This window comes from Rhodococcus sp. AZ1 (assembly GCF_054979605.1).
The window spans coordinates 15021-33917 of record NZ_JBUEQF010000012.1; the positions used below are offsets into that span (position 1 = coordinate 15021).

The 18897-nt window shown below is 69.4% G+C and carries 18 protein-coding genes; 9 read left to right on the forward strand and 9 right to left on the reverse strand.

All coding sequences use genetic code 11. The annotated features are described in order from the left end of the window. Nucleotides 1–12: 12 nt before the first annotated feature. Nucleotides 13–831: an IclR family transcriptional regulator gene (locus tag ACY48E_RS14240; protein ID WP_462872876.1), complete on the reverse strand. Its 819-nt coding sequence runs from the start codon at nucleotides 829–831 to the stop codon at nucleotides 13–15. Between the two features lie 102 nt (nucleotides 832–933). On the opposite strand from ACY48E_RS14240, the gene ACY48E_RS14245 reads away from it, so the two are divergent. Genes ACY48E_RS14245 through ACY48E_RS14255 form a run of 3 tightly spaced genes read left to right on the forward strand, consistent with a single transcriptional unit; the run spans nucleotide 934 to nucleotide 3502 of the window. Beyond that, on the forward strand, nucleotides 934–2025 hold the full coding sequence (locus ACY48E_RS14245; protein WP_462872877.1) for a cupin domain-containing protein: 1092 nt from the start codon (nucleotides 934–936) through the stop codon (nucleotides 2023–2025). Then, nucleotides 2022–2852, forward strand: coding sequence for a fumarylacetoacetate hydrolase family protein (locus ACY48E_RS14250; RefSeq protein ID WP_462872878.1), 831 nt, complete (start codon nucleotides 2022–2024; stop codon nucleotides 2850–2852). The genes ACY48E_RS14245 and ACY48E_RS14250 overlap by 4 nt, the downstream gene beginning before the upstream one ends. Continuing rightward, on the forward strand, nucleotides 2849–3502 hold the full coding sequence (locus ACY48E_RS14255) for a maleylpyruvate isomerase family mycothiol-dependent enzyme (RefSeq protein WP_462872879.1): 654 nt from the start codon (nucleotides 2849–2851) through the stop codon (nucleotides 3500–3502). The genes ACY48E_RS14250 and ACY48E_RS14255 overlap by 4 nt, the downstream gene beginning before the upstream one ends. A 107-nt stretch (nucleotides 3503–3609) precedes the next feature. Here the strand turns inward: ACY48E_RS14255 and ACY48E_RS14260 are convergent, their stop codons facing one another. The 3 genes from ACY48E_RS14260 to ACY48E_RS14270 all read right to left on the reverse strand — a co-directional run bounded on the left by ACY48E_RS14260 (nucleotide 3610) and on the right by ACY48E_RS14270 (nucleotide 6143). Then, on the reverse strand, nucleotides 3610–3990 hold the full coding sequence (locus tag ACY48E_RS14260; protein ID WP_462872880.1) for a DUF3054 domain-containing protein: 381 nt from the start codon (nucleotides 3988–3990) through the stop codon (nucleotides 3610–3612). Nucleotides 3991–4035: 45 nt separating this feature from the next. Continuing rightward, on the reverse strand, nucleotides 4036–4581 hold the full coding sequence (locus ACY48E_RS14265) for a YceI family protein (protein WP_462872881.1): 546 nt from the start codon (nucleotides 4579–4581) through the stop codon (nucleotides 4036–4038). A gap of 83 nt (nucleotides 4582–4664) precedes the next feature. Further along, nucleotides 4665–6143, reverse strand: a complete 1479-nt coding sequence (locus tag ACY48E_RS14270) for an adenylate/guanylate cyclase domain-containing protein (RefSeq protein WP_462872936.1) — start codon at nucleotides 6141–6143, stop codon at nucleotides 4665–4667. Between the two features lie 131 nt (nucleotides 6144–6274). Here ACY48E_RS14270 and ACY48E_RS14275 point away from each other — a divergent pair, with 131 nt between their 5' ends. Then, on the forward strand, nucleotides 6275–7483 hold the full coding sequence (locus ACY48E_RS14275; protein WP_462872882.1) for an AI-2E family transporter: 1209 nt from the start codon (nucleotides 6275–6277) through the stop codon (nucleotides 7481–7483). Next, nucleotides 7480–8061 carry a DUF1707 SHOCT-like domain-containing protein gene (locus ACY48E_RS14280; protein ID WP_462872883.1) on the forward strand — a complete coding sequence of 194 codons (582 nt, stop codon included), beginning with the start codon at nucleotides 7480–7482 and terminating at the stop codon, nucleotides 8059–8061. Before ACY48E_RS14275 ends, ACY48E_RS14280 begins: the two co-directional genes overlap by 4 nt. 10 nt (nucleotides 8062–8071) lie before the next feature. On the opposite strand, the gene ACY48E_RS14285 is transcribed toward ACY48E_RS14280, so the two are convergent. From ACY48E_RS14285 to trmB, 3 genes are read right to left on the reverse strand one after another with little or no spacing between them, the layout of a single operon-like run. Further along, nucleotides 8072–10906 (reverse strand): MMPL family transporter, encoded by a 2835-nt coding sequence (locus tag ACY48E_RS14285; protein ID WP_462872884.1) that lies wholly within the window; start codon nucleotides 10904–10906, stop codon nucleotides 8072–8074. Next, nucleotides 10907–11608 (reverse strand): NYN domain-containing protein, encoded by a 702-nt coding sequence (locus tag ACY48E_RS14290; protein WP_462872885.1) that lies wholly within the window; start codon nucleotides 11606–11608, stop codon nucleotides 10907–10909. Then, entirely contained in the window at nucleotides 11605–12342 is a 738-nt protein-coding gene (gene trmB, locus ACY48E_RS14295) for a tRNA (guanosine(46)-N7)-methyltransferase TrmB (RefSeq protein WP_462872886.1), read from the reverse strand. The genes ACY48E_RS14290 and trmB overlap by 4 nt, the downstream gene beginning before the upstream one ends. Before the next feature lie 152 nt (nucleotides 12343–12494). On the opposite strand from trmB, the gene ACY48E_RS14300 reads away from it, so the two are divergent. The 4 genes from ACY48E_RS14300 (at nucleotide 12495) to ACY48E_RS14315 (ending at nucleotide 16957) form a co-directional block, all read left to right on the forward strand. Next, complete coding sequence (locus ACY48E_RS14300) at nucleotides 12495–13094, forward strand: hypothetical protein (protein WP_462872887.1); 600 nt, start codon at nucleotides 12495–12497, stop codon at nucleotides 13092–13094. Then, complete coding sequence (locus ACY48E_RS14305) at nucleotides 13088–14551, forward strand: hypothetical protein (protein WP_462872888.1); 1464 nt, start codon at nucleotides 13088–13090, stop codon at nucleotides 14549–14551. The genes ACY48E_RS14300 and ACY48E_RS14305 overlap by 7 nt, the downstream gene beginning before the upstream one ends. Before the next feature lie 109 nt (nucleotides 14552–14660). Then, nucleotides 14661–14957, forward strand: a complete 297-nt coding sequence (locus ACY48E_RS14310; RefSeq protein WP_462872889.1) for a DUF6802 family protein — start codon at nucleotides 14661–14663, stop codon at nucleotides 14955–14957. A gap of 182 nt (nucleotides 14958–15139) precedes the next feature. Continuing rightward, complete coding sequence (locus ACY48E_RS14315; RefSeq protein WP_462872890.1) at nucleotides 15140–16957, forward strand: phosphoenolpyruvate carboxykinase (GTP); 1818 nt, start codon at nucleotides 15140–15142, stop codon at nucleotides 16955–16957. A gap of 99 nt (nucleotides 16958–17056) precedes the next feature. Here ACY48E_RS14315 and ACY48E_RS14320 read toward each other — a convergent pair whose 3' ends face one another. Both ACY48E_RS14320 and ACY48E_RS14325 read right to left on the reverse strand, forming a co-directional pair. Further along, nucleotides 17057–17956: a cation efflux transmembrane domain-containing protein gene (locus tag ACY48E_RS14320; RefSeq protein ID WP_462872891.1), complete on the reverse strand. Its 900-nt coding sequence runs from the start codon at nucleotides 17954–17956 to the stop codon at nucleotides 17057–17059. Between the two features lie 10 nt (nucleotides 17957–17966). Continuing rightward, on the reverse strand, nucleotides 17967–18857 hold the full coding sequence (locus ACY48E_RS14325; RefSeq protein ID WP_462872892.1) for an ROK family protein: 891 nt from the start codon (nucleotides 18855–18857) through the stop codon (nucleotides 17967–17969). Nucleotides 18858–18897 lie beyond the last annotated feature (40 nt).

Consider the following 18897-nt stretch of genomic DNA (forward strand, 5'->3'; position numbering starts at 1 on the left):
GCGCGACACTTGTCATACCGACGTCTCGGGGAGATCGGCCAGCCGAGCCTCGATGCTCGAGGCGCCGCGCCGCAGCTGATCGACCAGCCACGGTAGCCGTCGTCGGTCGTATCGCACGCTGGGCATCGCCACGGCCAAGCCGGCCACCGGACCCGCCACACCCTGCCCCTCCCGCCCCGAACCCGCCACGCCCTGCACGGCCACACCGACCGCCACGACCCCGCGCTCGGAGCGCCCGGAGTTCACCGCGAATCCCGCTCGCCGCACCTTGGCCAGTTCCGCCTGCACCCGCACCGGATCGGGCCGCTCGGCGAGCTCCTCCGGATCGGAGGTGGGCGCGGTGAACAACTCGAGCACCTCCGACGGGTCGAGGGCCGCGAGCAGCACCAGACCACCCGAGGTCAGGTGCGCCGGGAACGCCATCCCCTCGCGGGAGGTCACCCGCAGCGCCGCCTCGCACTCGACGCTCGCGGCGAATCGCACCGACGCACCCACCCGGACGGTCAGGTTCACCGTCTCGCCCAGCATGTCGACCAGCCCGCGCATCGTCGGCAGCGCCGCCGCCCGCAACCGTGACGTCTCGACACGGGAATGCTGCGTCAGGGCCAGCACCGGGCCGGGTCGGTAGCGGCGTCGATCGTCCTGCTCGGCGAAGTCGCGGAACACGAGCGTGCTGAGCAGGCGATGGGCAGTCGAGCGCGCGACGCCGAGGCGGTCGGCCACCTCGCTGACCGTCAGGGCGCCTTCCATCTGCAGCATCACGGCGATGCGCAGCGCGTGGTCGACGCTGGTGACCACGTAGGCGGGCGGGGTCTTGATCTCGCGGGACACCGTCGACCCACCGTCCCTTCGATCGAGCGCACGCGCTGCCCCGCGGTTCCGTCCAGCAGAATCCTACTCACCGGGAGGGCGCCGCGACCGAGCCTGGAAACCATGACCACACTCGACCGGCCGGAGCTCGAGGAGCTGCACCGCGGCTTCGACGCCGAACACCTGGTACCCCTGTGGACCGAGGTCGGCGACCTCATGCCCAGCCAACCCAACCCGCGCGCCCAGCCGCACCTGTGGCGGTGGGACACGCTGCTGGAGTTGGCCGACCGGGCCGGGCACCTGGTCCCCGTCGGGCGCGGCGGTGAGCGGCGCGCACTCGCCCTGGCCAACCCCGGCCTGGACGGTCGGCCCTTCGCCACCCCGACGCTGTGGGCCGCGATCCAGTACCTGATGCCGCACGAGGACGCCCCCGAACACCGCCACAGCCAGCACGCATTTCGGTTCGTCGTCGAAGGTGAGGGGGTGGCCACCGTCGTCGAAGGTGACCCAGTGGCCATGCGACGCGGAGATTTCCTGCCGCAGGCCGGTCTGAACCGGCACGCCCATCACAACGCCGCGGATCGGCCGATGGCCTGGATCGACGGCCTCGACATCCCCCTGCAGTACGGCCTGGACACCCAATTCTTCGAGGTGGGACGCGACAGCGTGGACGACGACGAGCGCGTGCTGCCGCACCGGTCGCGCTCGGAACGCCTGTGGGGCCACCCCGGCCTGACACCCGTCGCGTGTCCGTCGCGTCGGCCCGGCAGCCCGCTCCTGGCGTATCGCTGGGAGCACACCGATCGGGCGCTTGCCGACCAGCTCGACCTCGAACGCGACGGACACCCCGGCACCGTCGAGCCCGGCCACGCGCTGGTGCGCTTCACCGACCCGGCCACCGGCGGCGATGCGCTGCCCACCATTCGGGCGCAGTTCCACCGCATCGCACGTGGGGCGTCGACCGCCCCGCGCCGGGACACCGGATCGAGCGTCTACCAGGTCTTCGACGGGTCGGGCGTGGTGCAGGTGGGCGAGAGGACGTGGAGCGTGACCCGCGGCGATCTGTTCGTCGTCCCCAGTTGGCAGACGCTGTCGGTGACCTCGCAGGCCGGCTCCACCGACTCCGACTCCGGCGCGCTGGATCTGTTCCACTTCACCGACGCACCCGTGCTCGAACGACTGGGACTGCACCGCAGCGAGGTGGACGCCCGATGAGACTGGCCACGCTGAGAATCGACGGCGGCACCCGCGCGGTACGGGTGGAGGGCGAGCATGCCGTCGACCTCGGGGTCGGTGACGTGAATGCCCTTCTCGCGCAGGAGGGTTGGCGTGAGCGGGCCGCGGCCGCCACAGGTCCCGAGTACCCGGTCGCCGAGTTCGCGCCCGTGGTGCCGCGCCCGGGCAAGATCGTGTGCGTCGGCCTGAACTACCGTAACCACATCCTCGAAATGGGACGCGAACTGCCCGAGCACCCCACACTGTTCGCCAAGTACACCGAATCGCTCATCGGATCCGGCGACGTGATCCACCACCCCGCCGAGACCGACGCCCTGGACTGGGAGGCCGAATTGGCAGTGGTGATCGGCACCCCGGTGCGCCGCGCCGACGAGCAACAGGCCGCCGACGCCATCGCCGGGTTCACCGTGGTCAACGACGTCACCGCGCGCGACTGGCAGTTCCGCACACGAGAGTGGTTGCAGGGCAAGACCTGGGAGCACACCACACCCGTCGGGCCGGTCTTGGTGACGCCGGACGAACTGCCCGGCGGTGTGCGCCCCGCCCTGGCGATCAGCTGCCGCGTCGACGACCACCTGATGCAGCACGACACCACTGCCGACCTGCTCTTCGACCCCGTCGCGCTGGTGCGATACGTGTCCACGATGCTCACGCTCTCTCCCGGCGACCTCATCGCCACCGGAACACCCGGCGGCGTCGGCCACGCCCGAACCCCATCGCTGCGACTGCAACCGGGCCAGCGCGTGGTCACCGAAATCGAGGGCATCGGGCGACTGGACAACCTGGTCGTGGAGGAGCCGTCGTGAGTGACGATATGGAGCGCACACCAGCCGAATCGATGCGGTGGGTCGCGCAGGGTACGGCGCTGTGCACGGGCGTCATCGCCGAACTCGACGACGCGGACATGCGGGAACCCTCGGGCCTCCCGGAGTGGTCTCGGGCGCACGTGGTTGCGCACCTGGCTGCCAACGCCGCCGCGCTGGGCAACCTCCTGCACTGGGCGGCCACCGGGGAACCCACGCCGATGTACGCCTCCCCCGAGCAGCGGGCCGCCGACATCGAGGCCGGATCACATCTGCCGGCAGACGAGCTGCGTGCCTGGTGGAAACGCGAGGTCGAGGCGTTCGACGCGGCACTGGGCGCACTCCCCGAGAATGCCTGGGGCGCCACGGTGCGCAGCGCCCGCGGGCGCTCGATCCCCGCCACCGAGATCCCGTGGATGCGAGCGCGCGAGGTGATGCTGCACGCCGTCGACCTGGCGTCCTCGGTGCAGTTCACCGACCTCCCCGCCCCGTTCCTGCTGGCCCTCGAAACCGACATCCGTGGTCAGCGCGCAGACGCACCCGAGGTCAGCGGGGCACTCGCCGACCGGGTGGCCTGGTTGGCCGGGCGAGCGTGGTCGGGTCCTCTGCTGCACAACGGCTCCCCCGCCCGCCCCCTCCCGCCCTGGCTCTGACCTCCCGGGGCGTGGGTGCTCGTGCTCGCGCTCGTTTTTCCGTACCCAATGTGACATTTGGTCACCAGGGATGACCAAATGTCACATTGGGTACAGAAGGCGGGGCGTCAGGACCGGGCGCGGCGGCGTTCGAGGGCGCGGAGGAGGGAGCGCCAACCAAGGAGGAAGAGGCCGGTGAAGATCGAGGCCACGATCACGAAGCTGACCTGAACACCCTGGTTGCCGAGGGTGCGCAGGGCCATGCCGGCGATCACGGTGGACAGCCAGACCAGGATGCCGGTCGGGACCACGAGGTAAGGATCGAACTTGTCGCGGTAGAGCGCGTACGTCACGCCCCAGCCGATGCCGAGGCCGCTCAGGAACGGCCAGGCGGTGCTGGCGAGCCCGCCGAAGGTCAGGCCCTCGGCGTGGCTGGCGCGCCCGATCGCGCAGAAGATCAGCACCACCACCACATCGACGGCGAGAGCGACCCCGGAGTTCTTCTTCACGCTGATCAGCGTAGACCGGGGTCGCTCTCGTCGCGGCGGTGGGAATCAGGCCTGCAGGCCGGCCTCGATGTCGAGGGTCAGGGTGATCTTGTCGCCGATCACGGCGCCACCGGTCTCGAGCGGCATGTCGAGGTTGAGGCCGAAGTCCTTGCGGTTGATCACGGTCTTGCCCTCGAAGCCGACGACCGGGCCTTGGCCCATGCCGGGGTTGACGCCGTTGAACTCGACCTCGATGTCGATGGACTTGGTGACCCCGTGCAGCGTGAAGTCGCCGGTGAGGGTGAAGTTCTCGCCCGAGCCGGTGATGGCGGTGGAGGTGAAGGTGGCGGTGGGGTAGGTCTCGACCTCGAAGAAGTCGGAGCTGCGCAGGTGGCCGTCGCGCTGATCGTTGTCGGTGGTGATGGAGTCGACGGTGATCTCGGCGGTGACGGACGGGGTGCCGTCCTCGGCGACGGTGATGGCGCCGGAGAAGGCCTGGAAGCGGCCCCGAACCTTGCTGACCATCAGGTGGCGGACGGTGAAACCGATCTCGGAGTGGGCGGCGTCGATGTTCCAGGTGCCGGCGGTGAGGGCGGGGAGTGCGAGGGTCATGGTTGCTCCACGTGTGATTGTTGAAGTTTGTACTTCATCGGACACTACCTAAGCGGACCGCGGTCCGCATCTATTCCGTCGAATCAGTTCTCATCGGTCTCGGCGGCGTCGGGAAAGTCGACGGGTGTGGCCGTCTGCGTGGCCCGACGACGGCCCCGCAACTGCACACTTTCACCCTCCTGCCAGCGGGACTGCTCCTCGTCGTCGGCGAAGTACAGGGCCGAGGTCGACGCCAGCACTCGGCTCGGCTCGAACTTGGCGAGCTCGGTCAGCCGCGACGCCTCGTTGACCGGATCCCCGATCACCGTGTATTCGAAACGCTCCGCTGCGCCGATGTTCCCCGCCACCGCCAGCCCCGCCGACACGCCGATACCGATATCGAGGCCCTCCACCTCGGTGAGCGCGAACCGCAGCTCCCGGGCGGCGGACAGCGCCGCCGTCGGTGCGTCCGGACGGTCGAGGGGCGCACCGAAGATCGCCAGCGCCGCGTCGCCGACGAACTTGTTGACGAAACCCTGGTGCTGATCGACCACGTCGACCACGATGCGGAAGAACTCGTTGAGCAGTTCGACCACCTCGGTGGGAGGTCGCTCCGACGCCGTGGCCGTCGACCCCACCATGTCTACGAACAGAACCGCCACGAAGCGCGTCTCACCGCCCAGCTCGGTGCCGAACTGCAGCGCCCGACGGGCCACGTCCTCACCGACGTGCTGGCCGAACAGCTCGCGCAGAACCCGACGCTCGGAGGCCACCTCCATCATGCGGTTGAACCCCACCTGCAACTGCCCGATCTCACTGCCGTCGAAGACCTGCACCTGAACTTCGGTCTCGCCGGACTGCACGCGTTCGATCGCGGTGCGCAGCTGGTTGATCGGATCCGAAATGTGGCTGGCGGTGAGCATCGAGAGCAACAGTGCCTGCACTATCGCCAGGAACGAGAGCGCGATGATCGCCACGGCCAATGAGTCCGGGGAGAACACGAGATCGGTGGTCAGCTGCGTCACGCACAGCAGCACGATGCCGAACACCGGTATCAGGGTGCCCAAACCCCAGGTCATGGCCATGCGCACCCCGACGCCGGGGGTGAACGTGCGCTCGAACCGCCCTTCGCTCAGCGCCAGCGCTGCCACCGGACGCAGGATGCGTTCGCCGAGCATGTACGTGAAACCGAACGTGGTGGCCGCGGCCATCGCGACCGTGATGCTCACCGCGACGGCCAGCGACGGCATCTTCTCGACCGTCAGGAACACGAAGATCACTCCGCCGACGATCCACAGCACCAGGTGCACGATCGCCTGACGAAGCGGTGCGTGCACGGCGGTCATCTGCTCGTGCCGGGTGGGTTCACCGCCGCGGATCTGCCAGCGGATGATCGTGGAGAGAGTGAAGGTGACCGTCGCCACCAGCACCGCGCCGGCGAACAGGAGGTAGACCCCGAACACGGCGAGGTTGCGCACCCGGTCCGCGCGGACCAGGGGGTTCTCCGGAATGGGCAGCCCGTAGCGCACGAAGGCGAACACCAGCGACGCGCCCGCCACGTTGGCGACGAGCATCGACAGCAGGTAGAGCGGCCAGCGGCTTCGCAGAATCAGCGAGGCCGCTCGCAGGAACACCAGCACGAAGAATCAACTTACCGTCAGGATCTGACACTGCGAGTCCTCCCGGACCAGCGTGTACGCGTTACGCTTCGGCAATGACCGACACCGGTGTGCCGTTCGACCCCGCGGACAGCGTTCACCCGATCGTCCGCGTCGGTGCCGCCTGGACCTGGCGGCTGTTGGTGCTGTTCGCTGGTCTGATCGTCCTCGGACTCGCCACGGCCAAACTCGCCACCGTCACAGTGCCGCTCGCCCTCGCCCTGCTGGCCGCTGCACTGCTCTCACCGCTGGTCGATCGGATGGATCGCGCAGGGCTACCGCGCTCCCTCGCGGTGGTGATCGCCCTCGTGGGCACACTCGCGATCGTCGGCGGCATCCTCACCTTCGTGGTGCAGCAGGCCATCGACGGACTTCCCAAGCTCAGCGATCAGATCACCACCAGCATCACCGGACTGCAGGATTGGCTCACCGACGGCCCGCTGCACCTGAGCGAAGACCAGATCCGGCGCGCCGGCGACTCCGTGGTGTCGTCCATCCGGTCCAACCAGGAGACCCTCACCAGCGGCGCCCTGACCACGGCGGCGACCATCGGCGAGATCCTCACCGGCGCGGTACTGATGCTCTTCATCCTGATCTTCTACCTGTACGGGGGCCGCCAGATCTGGGAGTTCGTCACCCGGATCGCGCCCAAGGCCGCTCGCCCCCGCATTCGACTGGCAGGAACGCACGCCTTCGGATCTCTCGTCGGTTTCGTTCGTGCCACGGTGGCCGTCGCGGCGGTCGACGCCATCGGCATCGGTGTCGGCCTGGCCATTCTCGGTGTGCCCCTGGCGCTTCCACTGGCCTCGCTGGTCTTCATCGGTGCGTTCGTTCCCATCGTGGGCGCCGTGGTGACCGGATTCGTGGCCGTGATCATCGCCCTGGTCACCAAGGGTGTGCTGACGGCGCTCATCGCTCTGGCCATCGTGGTCGGGGTGATGCAGCTCGAGGGGCACGTGCTGCAGCCGCTGCTCCTTGGTCGCGCCGTGCGCCTGCACCCGCTGGCCGTGGTGCTCGCCATCGCGGCCGGCGTGGTTCTCGGTGGCATCGTCGGGGCCCTACTGGCCGTGCCGCTCGTCGCGATGGGCAACACCGCGGTCCGATCCCTGCTGGCCAGTGACCCCAACGCGGCGTTCGAGCAGATGGTCACCGCCGCCCCCAAGACCCCGCTCTACCCGGCGCTGCCGGATTCTCCGTCGGGCCAGCCCGCACCCGAGAAGGCCGCACCCGAGAAGCCCGCCGTGACCGAAGGGGAGAAACCGTGAGCACGCCCAGCGACGACGGCAGTGTCCGCATCGCAGACGTCGACCGCCGGTTCGTGACCGAGCAGCTGCAGCAGGCTGTGGGGGCGGGAATGCTCTCGCTCGACGAGTTCTCCGAGCGCGCCGATGCCGTTCACAGCGCCAAGACTCGCTCCGAGCTCGCCCGCGTGGTCGATGACCTACCCGGCCTGCGACTGTCGGCGGCCGATGCTCACCCCGAGCAGGCCCGCGTCTCGACCGTCATGGCCGGGGTCGAGCGCAGCGGGAGGTGGATCGTTCCGCGCCTGCTCGAAGTGCGCTGCACCATGGGGACCATCAAGATCGACCTGGTCGACGCCGACATCGACAGCAACCACGCGGTGATCGACGTCCGCAACCGCATGGGCACCGTGGTGGTGATCGTCCCCCACGGCACCGTGATCGACAGCAGCGGCGTCAGCAACGTGATGGGAACCATCAAGAGCCGCGTGCGGGGCGGCAAGAGCAGCGGCCTGACGGTCACCGTCCGAGGATCGGTCACCATGGGCACATTGAAGTTTCGCCCTCCGCTGCCCGAGGTGATTCGCAACCTCGGCTTCTGACGGACTGGCGTCAGCCCCGACGCTGCCGGGCGATCAGTTCGCTGACGCTGATGGCGCCGGCCGATTCGCCGAGGTGGCGGCGGTTGGATCGACCGTTCGTCTCACCGTGATCGTGGTCGTCGGACGCCTGGTGGGTGTCGTCGTGATCGAGGTGTCGACGGCCGCCGATGGCACCGGGCGCCGGGTGGTTCCCGTTACGCGCCTCACCATTGCGCGTCTCACCATTGCGCGTCTCACCGTTGGGCACGTGGTCACCGTTGTTCGCCTGTGCGGCCGGCGCCCGCAATTCGGCGAGCCAGCTCTCGATCGGCCGTGGTGCGGGACCGATCGACGCGGGCGGGGTGGACGCGGATGCGACTGGCGCCGGTGTGACGGGCGTGGAGGGTACGGGCGCCGGTGTGACGGGCGCGGAGGGTACCGGCGCCGGTGTGACGGGCGCCGCGGTGGTCGGTGTGGGTGCAGCCGGGATCGAGGTCGCGGGCACGATCGGTGATCCACCGGTGATGTCGGGCGGAGCCACGGGCGGGCGGCCGGTGGCCGAGCGGCGCGGTTCGTCGACTCGTCGCTGCGCGGGCGGTCCGGGCACAGGAGTGGCCCGGGTTGCGGCGATCGCGGCGGCGATGCGCGGGATGGGTTGGGTGAGCGGCTCGCTGCCCACCCCGGCCATCATCGGCATCCCTTCCAGGTCGGGGATGTTCTCCGGAAGGCGCTCGTCGTCGAGGATCGGCTCGCCGAGTCCGAACTTCGCCTGGATGCGCTGCATCCAGGCCGGCGCCCACCAGCAGTCGTCGCCCAGCATCTTCATCGTGGCGGGCACGAGGAACATGCGGATCAGGGTGGCGTCGATGATGAGCGCGGCGATCATGCCGTAGGCGATGTACTTCATCATCACCAGGTCGGAGAATGCGAAGGCCCCCGTGACCACGATCAGGATGAGCGCGGCCGCGGTGATGATGCGCCCGGTGTGCGAGGTTCCGACTCGGATGGCCTCGGCGGTGCTGGCGCCCCGGGCGCGAGCCTCGACCATGCGGGAGAGCAGGAACACCTCGTAGTCGGTGGAGAGTCCGAAGATGATCGCCACGATCAAAACCAGGATGGGGGCCATGATCGGGCCCGGGGTGAAGTCCAGCAGGCCGGCGCCGTTGCCATCGACGAAGATCCACGTCAGGATGCCCAGCGTGGCACCGAGCCCCAGCACGGTCATCAGGATGGCCTTGATCGGGAGCACCAGGGAGCCGAAGGTGAGGAACATCAGGAGCGTCACCATGGTGACCATGATCAGCGCCATCATCGGCAGTCGATCGATCAGTGCGTTGATCGAGTCCTGCTCCACGGCAGGGGTGCCTCCCACGTAGAGGGTGACCCCGTCCGGTGGTGGCAGAGCGCGAATGAAGTCGATGGCGTCCTTACCGAGGTTGCGGTCGGTCAGGCCGGCCGAGAGCACGGTGATGCCGTTGGAGTTCTGATCGATCTTGAACTTCTCCACCAGCCCCGGTGCAGCCGAGGCCTCACGGATCACGGCGCCGATCTGCGGACCCTGCGCGTTCTGCAGCACGATCTTGATCGGCTGCGTGCGGTAGGTAGGGAAATTGGCATCGAAGGTGGCCTGGGCGACGCGGGTGGGGTTCGACGGCGGCAGATACGACTCGTTGATGCCGCCGAAGGTGATGTTGCCGGCCGGCAGCGCCAGCAGCAGCAGGCCCGCCACGATGGGCAGCACGACCTTGACGGGGTTGCGCATCACCCAGCGGGTGAGGCGACCCCAGATGCTGGCCTCGATCTCCTCCGACGACTTGGTCTGACGCATCGACTTCAGACCCAGTGCGTCGATCCGACGCCCGAGAATCGAGAGGATGGCCGGCAGCACGGTGATCGAGGTGATCGCCGCCAGACCCACCGCGGCCACACCGCCGAGCGCGACGGACTTGAGGAAGCCCTGCGGGAACAGCATCAGGCCCGCGAGACTGGTGATGATCATGATCGCCGACGAGAGCACCGTGCGCCCGGCGGTCATCACCGATCGGCGCACCGCCTGCTCCACGCTGTACCCGTCGCCGAGTTCCTCCCGGAACCGGGAGACGATGAACAACCCGTAGTCGATGGCCAGGCCCAGCCCGATCAGGGACACCACGGGCGCGACGAAGGTGTTGACCTCGACGAAGTTGGTGAAGAACCGCACCAGGCCGTTCGCGGCGATCACCGTCAGACCGCCGACCACCAGGGGCAGGATCGCCGCGATCACACCGCCGAAGACGAAGAACAGCAGCACTCCCACCACCGGGATGGCGATCAGTTCCATGCGTCGGACGTCGCTGGCCATGGTGTCGTTGAGGGCGCCCGCGATGGGCTGCAGGCCGGCAAGCTGGACGTTGACCCCGTCGATGCCGAACTCGTTCTTGACGTCCTTGTAGTTGCGGGCGAGCTCGGTGTCGTTGTCGCCGACGATGGCGAACGAGGCGAACGCGAGCTTCTTGTCGGGCGTGACCAGCGCCGGCAGCTTGTTCTGGAAGTAGCTGACGTTCATCTTGGCGATCTTGTCGCCGTGGTCGGCGATCAGCTGCGTCTGCGCGGCCGCGACCTTGGTGTAGAAGGTGGGGTCGTCGACGCTCCCGCCGTCGGGTGCGGAGTACAGGGCGACCACGTCGCCGGTGGCGTCACGGCCGAACTGGGCCTCGAACAGCTCGGCACCCTTGACCGACTCCGATCCCGGATCGGTGAACCCGCTCTGGCTCAGGTGCTCCTCGAGCGACAGGCCGTACCCGGCCAGACCCAGCAGCACGGCCACCATGACCCCGATGACCGTGTATCGGAACTTGTGGACGATGACGCCCAAACTCGAGAACACTTACGACACTCCTTGCTGGGCTGCCGGCTGCCGACCGACGAGAAGGGCGGACAGGGGGCGGAACGGCGCCAGCCATGCACCGGTGTCCGGCAGGGAATCCAGGCTCACCCGCGGCAATGGTTCGCGGAACACGCCCACGATGTCCTCGAGGTCGACGAAGTCGAGCAGGTCCGAGGTGACCGCCCAGCTCGCGTGTTCCCGGAAACCGAGAACCTGAACGGGGACGCCGTCGGCCGCGATGGCCTCGAGTGGTCCGCGGAAAGCCTGGCCGTCGGCCGAGGCCACCATGACACCGGCAAGACCGGACTGCCGCCGCAACTCGATGTGGGCGAGCATGTCGGAGTCGACGTCGCTGTCCTCGTCGATCTTCGGTTTGGCGAACACCGCGAAGCCGACGTTGCGCAACGCCTCGACCCACGGCCGCACCACGTCCGCGCTGCCGGGGGCGATGTTGGTGAACACCGTCGCCTCCGGCTCGACGGCCCCGGTGGTTCCGGTGGACAGTTCGGCCGTGCGGCCCAGGAGCCAGCGTCCGAGGGCGTCGAACCGGGGGCGATGAGCTGCGGTGGGTCGGCCGCCGAGGATGGCCCCGAGCCCCATGTCGAGGTTGGGGGCGTCCCAGACCAGAAGAACCCGCGCAGGTGAGGTGTTCACTGCGGGCGGGGTCGGCGCCGGGTGGAGCGCGAGGTCACTGTCGGTCATCGGGTGCTCTTCTCCCAGAGAACGTCGGTGACGGCGCTGCCGACGCGTCGGGCCTTGTCCTCGAACTTGGTGACAGGACGGTCGGTGCCGATGGGGGAGCTGTCCCGATCGAGTGGCCGCAGCGCCGGTTCGGCGTTGCCCGTCTCGAGGATCCATTCGGCGTACTCGGCGTGATCGGTGGCCACGTGCAGCACGCCACCCTCGACCAGTCGATCGGCAATGAGCGAGAAGGTCTCCGCCCGCAACAGACGACGCTTGTGATGGCGCGCCTTCGGCCAGGGGTCGGGGAAGTACACCCGTACACCGGCCAGCGAGGAGGGGGCCACCATGTTCTCGAGCACGTCGACGGCGTCGCCGCGTAGCACCCGCACGTTGGTGATGGCGTGGCGCTCGATCAGTTGCAGGGTCTGGGCCAGGCCCGGCCGATAGACCTCGACGGCGAGAAGATTCACGTCCGGCTCGGCCAGGGCCATCGCCGCGGTGGCCGTGCCGGTGCCGGAGCCGATCTCCATCACCAGCGGCGCGGATCGCCCGAACCAGGCGTCCGGGTCCAGCGGCACGTCCTGCACCTCGCGCCCGATGGTCGGCCACAGCGCATCCCAGCAGCGCTGTTGTGGCTCGGTGAGGGCGCCCCGGCGCGAGCGGAAACTCGTGACGCGAGGGTAGAGCCGGGCACCCTCGGGCAGCCGGGTATCCACGCGAGACGAGTCGGTCATCGTGCCATTGTCCCTCATTGGCCGACGATGTGACACCCGGGTCTGAAGTTGTACTTGAGACTTGTCGAGTCGACCCCTGGGTCGTCGTCGTGCGAGCGGCCCGTCGCCGTCCGGTATGTGAGAATCTCCCCGGCCGATGCGGGGGCGTCGGGGCGGGGAGATTCTCAGCGATGCTCGACGGCGACAGTGTCGACGAATTGCGGCGCGCCGCTGCTCTGACCGGGGCGGACGCCCTCGCAGACGCACTCGCCGGCCACGGCTCGTCGGTCGTGGTCGCCGTCACCGGCCGCCCCGGGGTGGGCAAGAGTACGGTGCAGGGCCTGCTCGACCCCGCCATCGGACCGGTGGACGAGGTGCCCGGCGTCGACTCCCCGGAACATCCCGATCCCGACCTCTCCGGCGTCGACATCCTGGTGCACGTGATCTCCGGAGCCGCGCATCCGTGTGATCACGCCGTGCTGGCCGGTCGCGACAGCGCGACCACCGTCGTCGCGGTCACCCGGTGCGGCAGCGGCGCGGTTCCGCCCGACCTGTCCGACCTGCCGGTCCTCGCCACCGTCGCCGTCCCCGTCGACCCCGCAGGCCGGCCCGTCGCCGGTATCGAGTTGAGCGCGGCCGTGCGCCGTGCGCGCACGCACGTCGACCTCGGCCGGGCCCGCGCCCTGATCGACACCGCCCGCATCGCCGGCGCGGCGCGACCCGGCGTCCGCGACGCGGTCGAGACCTTCCTGCGACACCCCGCAACGTCCGCGGTGCGCGCCCGATGCTGACCGCGGAGTTCGCCCGCGTGCTGCGGCGATGGAATCCCGGCGGCGTCGGCAGACTCGAGAACGAACTCGCCCACCCCACCCGCGGCGCCCGGGTGGCCGTGTACGCGCGCCCCGGACTCGACGGTGACACTGTGCTCGCGCAGGCGCTCGGGGGTGCCGCTGTGCACGGGTCGACGGTCGAGCGGTGCGAGCCGGCGATGGCGACGGTCCTGCTCGTGGTTCTCGAAGCCGCCGTGCCACCCGGCCGCGCCGTGCTGGCCGAGCTGCGCACACTCCCGGAGGCCGTGCGCGTGGTGGTGGCGTTGGCCGAGCCCCCCGGCTCCCCAGCGCAAGGGCAGGCGCTGGGAGGGCAGTTGCTGGGCGGGCAGGCGCTGGTAGGGCAGTTGCTGGGCGGGCAGGCGGTGGTCGATCGCACGCGTGAGCTGCTCTGCCGCTACGTGCCCGCTCTCGCGGAGGCACCGCTGCATGTGCTCCCCACCGACCTCGAAGGTCTGCGGGCAGAGTTGGCCGCCGCCCTCGCCGAAGGGAACTGGCCGCACCGATCGTTGGCCGTCGGGCTGCACCGCACCCTCACCGATGCCCGTCGTGCACTCTCGGCAGCCGGGGCCGGCACCGGTGGGGCCGAGCTCGAGTCTGCTCGCGCGACCCGCGCCGACCTGCTCACCGGACGCACCGGGCGCCGCGGCGACCGCGTCGCGGCGGTGCGCGCTCGCACGGCGGTGCTGCGTGTGGAACTCACCCACGAGATCGGTGCCGCGGTGCGCGACCTCGCCGCCGATCCCGCCGTCACCGCGCCCGAGCACCTGAGCGAGCAACTCGCCCTGGCCGCGACCCGTCTCGGGCGAAGGCTCGACGACGCGGTCGTCGATCTCACCGCGCGGTCCGGGGTCGAGCGACCCACGAGGCCCGCCACCACGGGCCCGTCGGCCACGCTGGCCCCGTCGACCACGCTGGCCCCGCCCCCGCCGCGCCACGTCGCCGCTGGGGACGAGTGGCTCGCGGCGATCCTCGGTCTGTCGGCCGGTGCCGGTGCCGGTCGGGTGCTGGCGTCGCTGCTGGCCGTCGGCACCACCGCGATGGTGACTGCGACGGTGGTCGGTGCCGTGCTCATCGCCGCCACGACCGTCGGGCTGCGCGTTCGCGCCGGTGGCCGGGCCCGTCGGCGTCGATGGGTCAACGACGCGCTGGTCGAGGCCCGATCGAGGTGGGAACAGGTAGCTCTGTCGACGCTGCTGACCACCGAGGCGGATCTGGTCGATGCGCTCAACAGCGCCGATCGCGCCGAGAGTGCACGCGTCGACGCCGAGATCGCCCGGATCGACGAGCGCATCCGGGTGCTCTCCGCGGACGGCCTGGGCCGCGGCGCCGCCCTTGAACGTGACCTCGCCGCCCTCGAGCGCGGCGCCGACGCCCTGCGGACCGCCGCCGCTCGCCCAGCCGCCGCTCCGCCGGGCTGATGGAACCGTTCGGGCTCGGGATGCGTCCAACCGGATAGGAGTCTCAGCTCGCCCCCGCCCGCCTGCCCGACAGTCCCCCGCCCGCCTGCCCGACATGTGGAGTGTGACCATGCCCGCCGAGTACCTCGATCCCAGCGCCCACCCCGACACCATGTCCCACGACGGGCGTGGCGGGGCGGAGGCGTTCGCGGTGGTGGATCCCGTCACCGACCTCTCCGGCGACGGCATTGCCGACTCCGTGATGCTCGAGCGGGCGGACGGCGGGCTGGCGCTGCTGTCGGATCTGGACGGCAACGGCTACGCCGATCACATCTCGACGATCGACCAGGACGGTCGGTGTGTGGCCTGGCAATTGACGTCGGGAATCGACGGTGGATGGCACGTCACCGACGAGGGTCACCTCTGAGTGTGAGACGCCACAAGGCCGGTTGTGCTGAATCGGTCATGTGACAGATCGGACACGGTCCGATTATTCGATCGGCACCCCCCACCGTTAACCTGGCATTACTTGTTCCCGGTCGCTCGGAGCACCAGCATCCGCAGGTCGCGCGAGGACGAACGCCGGGGCTCGACCTCGAGGAGACACAGATGACCGCGACTATCCCCGGTCTGGGCGGCACCCTTCCCACCACGCACTCCGAGCTCCTGGCGTGGGTGCAGGAAGTTGCAGAGCTGACGCAACCGGACCGGGTGGTGTTCGCCGACGGCTCGGACGAGGAGTGGGAGCGTCTGACCGACCAGCTGGTCGAGGCCGGCACCTTCACCCGTCTGAACGCCGAGAAGAAGCCCAACTCGTTCCTCGGCAATTCCGACCCGTCCGACGTCGCCCGAGTGGAGTCGCGCACCTACATCTGCTCGCGCACCGAAGACGGTGCGGGCCCCACCAACAACTGGATGGACCCGGCGCAGATGCGCGCCCTGATGACCGACCTGTACCGCGGGTCGATGCGCGGTCGCACCATGTACGTGGTCCCCTTCTGCATGGGCCCCCTCGACGCCGAGGACCCCAAGCTCGGGGTCGAGCTCACCGACTCCGAGTACGTCGTGGTCTCGATGCGCGTGATGACGCGCATGGGATCGCACGTGCTCGACAAGCTCGGATCCGACGGGTTCTTCGTCAAGGCGCTGCACTCGCTCGGTGCACCGCTCGAGGAGGGCCAGGCGGACGTGCCGTGGCCGTGCAACGAGACCAAGTACATCACCCACTTCCCCGAGGACCGTGAAATCTGGAGCTACGGTTCCGGATACGGCGGAAACGCCCTCCTGGGCAAGAAGTGCTACTCGCTGCGCATCGCGTCGGCGATGGCCCACGACGAGGGCTGGCTGGCCGAGCACATGCTGATCCTCAAGCTGATCTCCCCCGAGGACAAGGCCTACTACATCGCTGCCGCCTTCCCCTCGGCGTGCGGCAAGACCAACCTCGCGATGATCCAGCCCACCATCCCCGGCTGGCGCGCCGAGACCCTCGGTGACGACATCGCCTGGATGCGTTTCGGGGCCGACGGCCGGCTCTACGCCGTCAATCCCGAGTACGGCTTCTTCGGTGTCGCACCCGGCACGAACTGGGACTCCAACCCCAACGCCATGAAGACCATCGAGCAGGGCAACTCCGTCTTCACCAACGTCGCACTGACCGACGACGGCGACGTGTGGTGGGAGGGCCTCGAAGGCGACCCCCAGCACCTGATCGACTGGACGGGCAAGGAGTGGACCCCGGACTCCGAAACCCCGGCGGCACACCCGAACTCGCGGTACTGCGTGCCGATGTCGCAGTGCCCCATCATGGCTCCCGAATGGGAGGACCCGCAGGGTGTCCCGATCTCGGCGATCCTCTTCGGCGGCCGCCGCAAGACCACGGTGCCGCTGGTCACCGAGGCCCGCGACTGGCAGCACGGTGTGTTCATGGGCGCCACCGTCGGCTCCGAGCAGACCGCCGCGGCCGAGGGCGCCGTGGGCACCATCCGCCGCGACCCCATGGCTATGTTGCCCTTCCTCGGCTACAACGTCGGCGATTACTTCCAGCACTGGATCGACCTGGGCAAGAGCGCGGACGAGTCGAAGCTGCCGAAGGTGTTCTACGTCAACTGGTTCCGCCGCGGTGAGGACAAGCGCTTCCTGTGGCCCGGATTCGGCGAGAACTCTCGCGTCCTGAAGTGGATCATCGAGCGCATCGAGAACAAGGCCGCCGGCGTCGAGACCCCCGTCGGAGTCGTCCCCACCCCGGATGCTCTCGACGTGAGCGGTCTCGATGTGGATCCCGCCGACGTCGCCGAGGCGTTGAAGGTGGACTCCGAGGAGTGGAAGGCCGAGATCCCGCTGATCGAGGAGTGGTTCGACTTCGTCGGCGACAAGCTCCCCACCGGCATCCGGGACGAGTTCGAGTCCCTCAAGCAGCGCCTGGGCTGAGCGCGCTCCCCGGTTTCTGTACCCAATGTGACAGTTGGTCACCATGGATGACCGAATGTCACATTGGGTACGGATACGCGGGGTTGCGACGGGTCGAGGTCAGGTGAGGGTGAGGATGGCCCTGGCGACGTAGGGGTTCGCCTCGAGGCGACGCTCGAGGGAGCGGAGGGTCTGGGCGACCCGCGCGCCCCGGTAGTCCCCGACCAGACCCACACCGGCGACGATGAAGACCTGGCGCCGGCCGACGTATTCCATTCTCAAGAACGAGACGCTGTCGACCTCGGTCAGCTTGGTGATGGCGGCCGTCCCGGCCTCGTGGAGTCTGCGTGAGGCGGAGTTGCCGAGCAGGAGCTGCCGGTTTCGGGTGATGTGGGTGATGGCCACGTAGCCGAGAAGAGCGCCGATGGCGAGGGCTGCGAGGGCGTCGGGGACGGCGTTGCCGCTGAGCTGGTGGGCGAGCGCACCGACGACCGCGAGTACCGGACCGACCACGGTGACGACGGAGTCGAACAGCACCGCGCGGGGACTGGGGTCCGAGATGCTCAGCGCCTGTTCGAGCAGGTCGCGGTGGGCACGGCGACCCTCGATCTGCAGGCGGACGTAGCCCTGGCGCACGGAGAGCACGGCAAGTCCGGTTGCCACGGCGAGGGCGGCGTAGGCGAAAGCGAACGACGTCGTGTCGACGGGGTCGGCCAGCGCGGAGATCCCACGGGTGAAGGAGAAGGCCGCCGCCGCTGCGTAGAGGGCGACGGCGACGAACATCGAGCGGACGTACGCCGAGCGGGAGGCGCCGAACGGATCGGTCGATTCACGTGAGCGCCGCGTTGCGGTGTACGCGAAGCCCTGGCGTCCGGTGTCGGCCCAGGAGGCGGTGGCGACGGCGAGCATCGACGGCGACGCGGTGACGACGGCGGCGACCGTGACGGCCACCGCTGCGACGGCGTGAGCGACGAACGCGGGAACAGCGCTGACAGCGTCGTCGTCCCCGGGGCCTGCCATGGTCGAAACATTAGCGTTCGATCAGACAACTCGCTCCCACGAGCGTCGACAGCCCACCGAGTTGCGCGCGCACCACCCGGAACTCGGACAGGAACGACAGGGTCGTATGGGTGGCGACGGCCTGCTGCAGTGGTTCCCACAGGGCGTCTCCGGCGGCCGCGAAGCCACCTCCCACCACGGCGATCTCGACGTCGAGCAGTGACGCCGACGCCGCGATCAGCGTGCCGAGGGCATGTCCGGCGCGCGCGAGGGCCGCCACCGCGACCGGCTCACCCGCTCGGGCCGCGGCCGCCAGGGCGACGCCGTCCGGTGTGGGGGCGGTCCATCCGTGTGCGAGCGCCCACCGCACGCAACTCGGTCCGCTGGCAATGGTTTCCAGGCACCCGCGCGCTCCGCAGGGGCAGGGGTCGTCACCTCCGGGGCCCGGCATGTGGCCGATGTGGCCGGCGTTACCGGTGCGCCCGCCCGACACCCGCCCGTCCAGGACGATGCCGCCGCCCACGCCGGTGGAGACCACGACGCCCAGCAGGTGTGCGACGCCGCGGCCCGCTCCGTGACGGTGTTCGGCGAGGGCGGCGCAGGCCCCGTCGATGGCCAGTTCCACCGTGGCGTGCGGGAACAGCGACCGTACGGCGTCGACGATCGGGAATGCCGGGCGCCACTCGGCGATGTTGACCGGCCCCACCGACCCGGACACGGTGTCGACGGGACCTGCCGAGGCGATCCCGACGGCGGTGACCGAGTTCGGGTCTCCAGCGACCGTGCGCAGCAGGCGCTCGCACGCCGCCCACACGTGGTCTCGGGGCGTGGGCACGGTTGTCACCTGCGCCAGGTCGCCGTCTCCTCGAACCGTCGCTGCTGCGAGCTTGGTTCCGCCGATGTCGAGGGCAACGACCGTCATGTGTCCGCCTTTCCCCGAGAGCTACGGGATCGCCGCCGCC

Bases quoted from the DNA above. Each gene is read 5' to 3' on its own strand.
- ACY48E_RS14245 (WP_462872877.1), top strand. From the start codon at position 934: ATGACCACACTCGACCGGCCGGAGCTCGAGGAGCTGCACCGCGGCTTC.
- ACY48E_RS14250 (WP_462872878.1), top strand. From the start codon at position 2,022: ATGAGACTGGCCACGCTGAGAATCGACGGCGGCACCCGCGCGGTACGG.
- ACY48E_RS14265 (WP_462872881.1), bottom strand. From the start codon at position 4,581: ATGACCCTCGCACTCCCCGCCCTCACCGCCGGCACCTGGAACATCGAC.
- ACY48E_RS14275 (WP_462872882.1), top strand. From the start codon at position 6,275: ATGACCGACACCGGTGTGCCGTTCGACCCCGCGGACAGCGTTCACCCG.
- ACY48E_RS14290 (WP_462872885.1), bottom strand. From the start codon at position 11,608: ATGACCGACAGTGACCTCGCGCTCCACCCGGCGCCGACCCCGCCCGCA.
- trmB (WP_462872886.1), bottom strand. From the start codon at position 12,342: ATGAGGGACAATGGCACGATGACCGACTCGTCTCGCGTGGATACCCGG.
- ACY48E_RS14300 (WP_462872887.1), top strand. From the start codon at position 12,495: ATGCTCGACGGCGACAGTGTCGACGAATTGCGGCGCGCCGCTGCTCTG.
- ACY48E_RS14305 (WP_462872888.1), top strand. From the start codon at position 13,088: ATGCTGACCGCGGAGTTCGCCCGCGTGCTGCGGCGATGGAATCCCGGC.
- ACY48E_RS14310 (WP_462872889.1), top strand. From the start codon at position 14,661: ATGCCCGCCGAGTACCTCGATCCCAGCGCCCACCCCGACACCATGTCC.
- ACY48E_RS14315 (WP_462872890.1), top strand. From the start codon at position 15,140: ATGACCGCGACTATCCCCGGTCTGGGCGGCACCCTTCCCACCACGCAC.
- ACY48E_RS14320 (WP_462872891.1), bottom strand. From the start codon at position 17,956: ATGGCAGGCCCCGGGGACGACGACGCTGTCAGCGCTGTTCCCGCGTTC.
- ACY48E_RS14325 (WP_462872892.1), bottom strand. From the start codon at position 18,857: ATGACGGTCGTTGCCCTCGACATCGGCGGAACCAAGCTCGCAGCAGCG.